The 6,247-nt window shown below is 54.9% G+C and carries 6 protein-coding genes; 2 read left to right on the top strand and 4 right to left on the bottom strand.

What is annotated here, in order from left to right; all coding sequences use genetic code 11:
* Positions 1–13 precede the first annotated feature (13 nt).
* The 4 genes from MJ643_RS30020 to MJ643_RS30035 form a co-directional block, all read right to left on the bottom strand.
* A complete protein-coding gene (locus tag MJ643_RS30020; RefSeq protein ID WP_247727239.1) occupies positions 14–2,326 on the bottom strand; it encodes a hypothetical protein in 2,313 nt (770 codons plus the stop codon).
* A gap of 11 nt (positions 2,327–2,337) precedes the next feature.
* Positions 2,338–2,685 (bottom strand): hypothetical protein, encoded by a 348-nt coding sequence (locus MJ643_RS30025; protein ID WP_247727240.1) that lies wholly within the window; start codon positions 2,683–2,685, stop codon positions 2,338–2,340.
* A 43-nt stretch (positions 2,686–2,728) separates the two neighbouring features.
* Positions 2,729–3,790, bottom strand: coding sequence for a hypothetical protein (locus MJ643_RS30030; RefSeq protein ID WP_247727241.1), 1,062 nt, complete (start codon positions 3,788–3,790; stop codon positions 2,729–2,731).
* A 222-nt stretch (positions 3,791–4,012) separates the two neighbouring features.
* Positions 4,013–4,189 carry a hypothetical protein gene (locus tag MJ643_RS30035; protein ID WP_247727242.1) on the bottom strand — a complete coding sequence of 59 codons (177 nt, stop codon included), beginning with the start codon at positions 4,187–4,189 and terminating at the stop codon, positions 4,013–4,015.
* Positions 4,190–4,258: 69 nt separating this feature from the next.
* Between MJ643_RS30035 and MJ643_RS30040 the strand changes: the two genes are divergently transcribed.
* Both MJ643_RS30040 and MJ643_RS30045 read left to right on the top strand, forming a co-directional pair.
* Positions 4,259–5,209: a hypothetical protein gene (locus MJ643_RS30040; protein ID WP_247727243.1), complete on the top strand. Its 951-nt coding sequence runs from the start codon at positions 4,259–4,261 to the stop codon at positions 5,207–5,209.
* Between the two features lie 435 nt (positions 5,210–5,644).
* On the top strand, positions 5,645–6,238 hold the full coding sequence (locus tag MJ643_RS30045) for a hypothetical protein (RefSeq protein WP_247727244.1): 594 nt from the start codon (positions 5,645–5,647) through the stop codon (positions 6,236–6,238).
* Positions 6,239–6,247: the final 9 nt, after the last annotated feature.

Below are 6,247 nucleotides of genomic sequence, written 5' to 3' on the forward strand. Positions count from 1 at the left end.
TATTTGGGCCTCATTATGAGGCTTGGAGGTGTCTAGGAAACCAGGGGCGATTCAAGGCAACCAGTGCAGCTTTGATGGGATCGCTCGGCTGCATCGCATGGCCTTGGAGATAGAGCGGCATCTTCTCAGTGGCTTGAGCTCTTTCTTGATGCTGCCCAAAACCCAGTTTCTGCTCAAGGAACGACCCTAACTGCGCTGGGTCAGCGGGCAGAGTGAACATGGAGAAGGCATCTTCACCGTCGCTCTGCAAGTGACGAAGCTGAAGCGCTAGCCTAAAACAGGCGACATAGGGCGGCAGTCGCTCTATCAGCCTGTAGTCAGCCAGCCCCAACTTCGCACTCTGCCCTACCTCAAGGGACTCCAACAGATCTGCTAATGGTGAGCCTTTGACCAGGACATACTGCCCAGTAGCCACGCCCTCCTCCACGATCAGGCGCACCTGCGCTACCCCCTCGTGTTCATACGACACGCCCTTCAGGTACCCAGGCAAACACTGTGAGTCCACGAAGGTGGCCTGACGCCGAAGACCAAATCCAAGGTGAAAATTCACGAGAGCGACGGCCCGCTCAGCGGGATCCTCCACAAACCATCTGACAAGGCGGGGCTCAGCTCGCCCGAAGTTCCCGGTCGATGTCAAATAGCGCATGGCCAACATGGTGTTGTGAGAGAACGTCTCTAACAGATGGTCAGGGATGGCATCATGGAAGCGGCGCTGCTCTTCTGCATTTCTGAAGCGTTCACGAAGCTGACATCCTCTGAGCCAACTGACCAGTTGACCGGGCGCTAGGTGAACGACTTGATCGCTCAATGCCAAAGCGCGCTCATGATCCCCCAATGCTTCTTCTTTCATGGAGCGGTATTGCAGCAGTGAAACGTGCTCTTGGTCTGGTATGCGCGCAATCAGCTCGTCGAATGACTGGAACTGCTCGGTTTCCAGAAGGCATCTCAGGTGCAGCAAAATGAAGGGCGACGGCCAAAGCTCACCCTCCGGCAACATTGGCGACGTGATTGCCAGCCCTTTGTGTGGCAGTTCGGCATCGAATATCGCTTGAACCAAGTCCACGACAATGTGCGCGGCGAGCTTAATGAACTGAGATTCAAATGAAGCAACAAACTCATCGACCGCCTGAGCAAGCTCGTATCGTTCGAGGGCATTGTCCGAAAGCGCAACCAGCTTTGCCCTGGCCAGCATCAAGACAACAGCCGACTCGATGTCACTTACGCCTTCGAAGGTTTTCTCCAGTTCGAGCCAGCGCCGTAGCTCACCTGGCGTAGCCAATCGCGTGAAGTGCACGGCATCCTGCAGATCTGCTTCACCATCGAGCCGAGCTTGGCACCAGGCCCTACGTGCCTCACTGCCGCTTTGGGCTTGCTTGAGCGACTGCATCTGCTCCGTTCGGGCCGAGTCATCTCCCGCCACTGCTCGCAACTGTTTGGCAAGCTCTGGCTTGGTTGCGGCCATCTGGTCTGAGTATTTGACGCAGGTGTTCACCAGGTGCGTGGGCCATACCACGTGGAGGTAATCCAGGAGGGCCGCGACCATTTCGTAAAGCCGGGCATCCCCGCCCTCCGAGAGCTCAATCAGCTGGGTGAGTTCTTCACACAGTTCATTGACCCCCTGCTTGACCTCAGGCGAGCACAACCAATGCTGAGACTTCAGGACTGCAGGTTCGAGTTGGGATGCCTTGACTTGAAGCAGCAGGTACCGCGAGGTGTATGTGGGGAAAATTTGATGCAGGCGATCAGCTGCCGGCGCTGCGGCATCAATGGCGCCAAGACGAATCATGCCCTCCACAAGGCCCGTCAGTTCTCCCTCGTTTAGCAACAGTTTTCTGCTGAGGGCATCCAGAGTTTCCCTCGGTGCGAAATGTCGGTAGAAGGCTTCTTGCGAGTAAATGCCCGGTTCGGGCACATTGAAATACTCGGTCTTGGCAGCTTCCTCATGCACCGTGTTTAGCGAAAACTTCAGGAGGGCCGCGATGCAGAGGTCTCTTACGATCTCATCTTTGGTGGATACGGCAATGCGTGCAACCGTGTTGAACGCATCCTGGGTGTGCTCAGGCTCGACCAACTCGCCATAAATGGCGATGACATCCAAAAGATCAGCAGCCTCGCTGTTGCCAGGGACAGTGGCACGCAGGACATCAAGCTGCAGTTTGGCTTCAACAATCCTCTTCGCGCGGATGCTTCCAAGCACCAAGCCGATAGCCTTAGAGAGGCTAGCGGGAGCTAGCGCCTGGATCTGAATCAGAATTTTGTTCTGGACGTTATCGCCCAAACCACTGTGTGTCTGATTGATCGTGCCCGCGGATCCACTCTGCAGCATTACGTTACGCCCTATCGCTCACAGGTGATTTTGTTGCCGGCCACATTGTCACCGCTCCCGCTATGGTGCTGGTTAACCGTAGTGATGCTGGAGGGGGCAACGACTGCAGGATTGGCATTGATGCGCTGGATGAGTTGCAGCAACTCAGGGGTCGCCTCGATGCGGCGCTCGATGCCGATCGGGCTGAGCTCGTCAGTAATGCCCAATTTGCAGAGTTGCTCGGCAACTTCGGATGCAATGACATCCTGAGTGATCCATTGGCCCAACCGCTGCCTGATGGCCTCAGACGTGATCTGGAAGCCATGCTTTACGATGTCGTAGGCCGCGCTGGTCAGCATGGTGGAAGTAAATGCGTCCATCTGGAATTCCTTGAGGGTGTTGGGTTGCAACCGCGGAAGCAAGCTAGCGCGACTCTATCAGCCGCTGCTCTCCCAGAGCGATCAAGTTGGTAATGTAATCGGGGTCGTCAGAGGATCGCGGCACATGCGAGTCACTGCCGATGCGTTGCAGATGCTCCATAATCACATGCGCAATTTTCTCAGCGTCTTGTGGCGCCCACCACCGTCTAAGGCCTGACGCGATCACAGAGGCGTTGCTTCCAACCTTGCCAATCTGAAGCAAGAGGCGCGTGGTCAGCATCAGGTGGTTATCAAAACTGGCGAACAGGTAATGCTGGTCGTTTCTGTTGGCCACCTGGTTTACTTTGGCGACAAAATCACTCAGGTGGGTAATGTCCCAGGCAGCGTTCTTTACGCCGGCGATTGCAGCTTGCCTGTCGTTGGCGTTTCTGTCCTTGAACACGTTCTTACGAGACGGTGTGCAGGTACCCAAATAGATACATGCCAGCATTACAGCAGGCCCCGCGAAGACAAGTCGCTCCCCCATCCAGTCCAGCAGACGTAGCACCTTGTCGAGCTGTGACCCGGTCGAACTGTCCAGCTCCAGAATTTTCAAAGCGGTAATGTAATTGCGGTTCCACCTGAGCAGCGTATACGCCATGTCCTGCAGTTGGACTGGCAAAGGTGAATAGGTGCGCGAGACACCGTCCACTCGGCGCAAGGCGACATTGAGCATGTCCTGAGGAGGTGCGTTATCGGCAGCTCTGAACCAACCCAGCTCTTCTTCTGCCTCAGCGTTTCCAGACCGGTGGGCCAGTTCGTGAAAAGCGATGCCAGGCTCAAAGTCGATGCCCATCAGGTGCGCAAAGGCCACCAGCGCAGCACAGCGTTGCAACTGAACATCGATCAGCGTCTTCTTACCCCGGGCCAGCTGGGCTATTCGGGAAGCCACGTTCCGGTCGGGCAGAATGATCGTTCTCACCCCTTTGTCTCGGCCTTCGAAATAGACCGCAGGATGGTAGATTCCGGCCTCAGGTGGATTGGAGCCAGGCAGCAGAAAATCGGCCTTTTGGAGAATGCCAACGGCCTCTCCCAGGTCTTCGATTGGAAAATCTATCGGCAACATCCACGCTCGCTCCTCTCTTCTGGCCATCAAGTCACAGTATCCATGCGCCTCCCAGGGGGCAGAAGAATACCAAGACTTGCACACCGGACTCACGTCGACTTATTGATAGACTCGATCCCGTCATCTGGCCGCTGACGTGCCTGCTTACGAGGCTGTGGCGATAAGAGTACTTCTGGGCGCTTCGGTAGCTTTTCAGCAATGATGGCGCCGATACTTACTGGTCTATGCAAGGCAGGGGGGCTTATGGGCGATATTGGGTCGGCAGGCGAGCATTTCTTCATGGGGTTCTGCCTGGCTGACGATGTTGTCGCGAACAAGTGCAGCGTCGACAAACACGGGTGGGATGTTCTTGTCGAAGTCGGCCAGGATATGCGCAAGCTCGACCAGCGTAGGCTTCATTAGTCTCATATCTACGCGAAGATCCAAGTCAAATCCACACGCACCAAGTCGCTGAAGGTACCTGTCAAGGTGTCGAACGCGCTCAAGCTGGCTACTAGCGCCCTTCCCGCCTTTCTAGTCTTGTTGGACTTCTCAGAAGGCACGCCACCCAAGAGAGCATTTCTGCTCCATGTCGACGATGAGTTGATCAGCCAGACGCTCGCTCGGGTTAACGAAATGGTAATTGCCCGCGAGACGGACAAGCTGCACCTTCGTAAGATCGTGATCGACTTTCAGCAAGGTAGCGAGATCCAACTGAACGACGCGAAGACCTTCAAGGCCGAGATCATTCGTGCCATTGGCTCGTCAGCCTCCGCCTACACCGAGAAAAAGTTGGCCTTTCTCAAGTTGGCAGGTTTCGATGACGGCGCCTTTATAGTTCGTTTCCAACTGGAAGGCATGGAAAATCTCAAAGCCTTGGTCGATGCAACACTGGGCATGGGTGGGCAGGTGCACGTGCGCAATCTTGAGATGCTCACTAAACGCTTTGGATTAGAAGACCCGAACAGTAGCAAGGCGTCCTCAGATGGCATCCTGGAGATTACCCAAGCCTTCCCCGCCGCGAAGGGAACGATCCGGTTCAGAAATACGGTGACAGGTGCCAGCGCTGAAGTACACGCAGAAGCCTATTCCAGCCCGCTGAATGACGTACTGCCAGAGTCTCTCAAGAAGATTCGATTCGACTGTGGCAATTTCGACTGGTTTATGCGTGGGGACGGCTCCAACGCAGGGTTCAGGTCAAAGCTAGATCCAGAGCAGCCCCTGCTAATAGAGGAGCTCGCTCACTTTCTGCAAATCCTCTGCCTGATGCATACGCCTGAGAGGCTCATGGTCGATCTGGACTTTTCTGACCGCCAGACGTCAGTAGTTGTAAAGCTAAGTACTGAGGCGGAAAGCTATTCTCACTTACTGGACGCGGTAGACCTTCTTCTCAAGACCAAGGCTTTTTTTCAGGATCGCGGCCCGTTGCAGTATCCATGACGGAGTTGCTGCGGGTTGCCCGGGTCATCAAGGGTCTGTCAGCTTTTTTACACAACGAGACGAAGGCAGACCTCAAGTTCAACATTGATAGCAATCCGGATCTCGGAGAAGCAATATGCCTTATGCCACTCTCATTGGCGCAGGTGCACGGAAAGGCCGGCGTCATACCGATGCTGTAGCGTTCGTCCGCGTGCAAAAATTGCCGCTCCGGACACGTAATTTTACAAATCATCGACCGTTCTACCACGCTGCTCAACAGCGTCATGACAGACGTGGCTAGCGGGCAGTCTTACCTTGTAGTAGCGTTCAGCCATTACGCTCGGTATCTACTCCGTAATCGACCTATTCGAGTTGCTTGCACTGTTCAGCGCCAAGAGATGATCTCTGATGGCCCCGGCAGGCAAGCCATCACCCCTTATCTGATATGGACATCAAATGCCAAATCTGATTTGTACTGCTGAAGTTGAATTGACTCTCGTTGATCAGTTTTCTGCCCAGGGCATCGGGTTCCCAGATCAAACCATGCTTAATTCTGAAGGTAAGCCCGATCCGTCCGTGCTGGACAAGATGCTTGGCATGTCCCGGCACCTTCGCCGAAAGGAGCAAGCGAAAGCGAAACCCGGCGCACGGGTGATGGACTTTCAAAAGACCTCCAGCGGGCGTCTGAAGCTCCTGGTCAAAGACATCTACAACGCCCAGCAGCGTTTGCTCAACAAGACGAAGAAAATCGACGGTTTCCGCAGCTGGGAAAGGGTAATTTTCAACGACATAGACCCAGCTTGGCACGACCCGGCGGGCAAAGTGACCCAGCGCTTCGATCAGCTCGACCCAAAAGACCAGGATGCACTGGACACCATGCTCCAACACCGACTTGATTGGGTCGAGAAGGGAAAGAGCTGGGATGTCGATTTACGAGATTTCATCAGGGGTCGTACTTACCTGAAGCAGTTAGGCGGCATAGTGGGGATTCTATGGGATCAGTTTGAATCGCCCCGGGTTTCGTGGAGGCCTCAACTCTTGAGAAGATGAGGCCATGAG

This window comes from Pseudomonas sp. PNPG3 (assembly GCF_023093815.1).
Taxonomy (GTDB): domain Bacteria; phylum Pseudomonadota; class Gammaproteobacteria; order Pseudomonadales; family Pseudomonadaceae; genus Aquipseudomonas; species Aquipseudomonas asiatica.

What these genes read in the sequence shown, in the direction of transcription:
- MJ643_RS30020 (WP_247727239.1), bottom strand. Translation starts at nt 2,326, where the DNA reads ATGCTGCAGAGTGGATCCGCGGGCACGATCAATCAGACACACAGTGGT.
- MJ643_RS30025 (WP_247727240.1), bottom strand. Translation starts at nt 2,685, where the DNA reads ATGGACGCATTTACTTCCACCATGCTGACCAGCGCGGCCTACGACATC.
- MJ643_RS30030 (WP_247727241.1), bottom strand. Translation starts at nt 3,790, where the DNA reads ATGTTGCCGATAGATTTTCCAATCGAAGACCTGGGAGAGGCCGTTGGC.
- MJ643_RS30035 (WP_247727242.1), bottom strand. Translation starts at nt 4,189, where the DNA reads ATGAAGCCTACGCTGGTCGAGCTTGCGCATATCCTGGCCGACTTCGAC.
- MJ643_RS30045 (WP_247727244.1), top strand. Translation starts at nt 5,645, where the DNA reads ATGCCAAATCTGATTTGTACTGCTGAAGTTGAATTGACTCTCGTTGAT.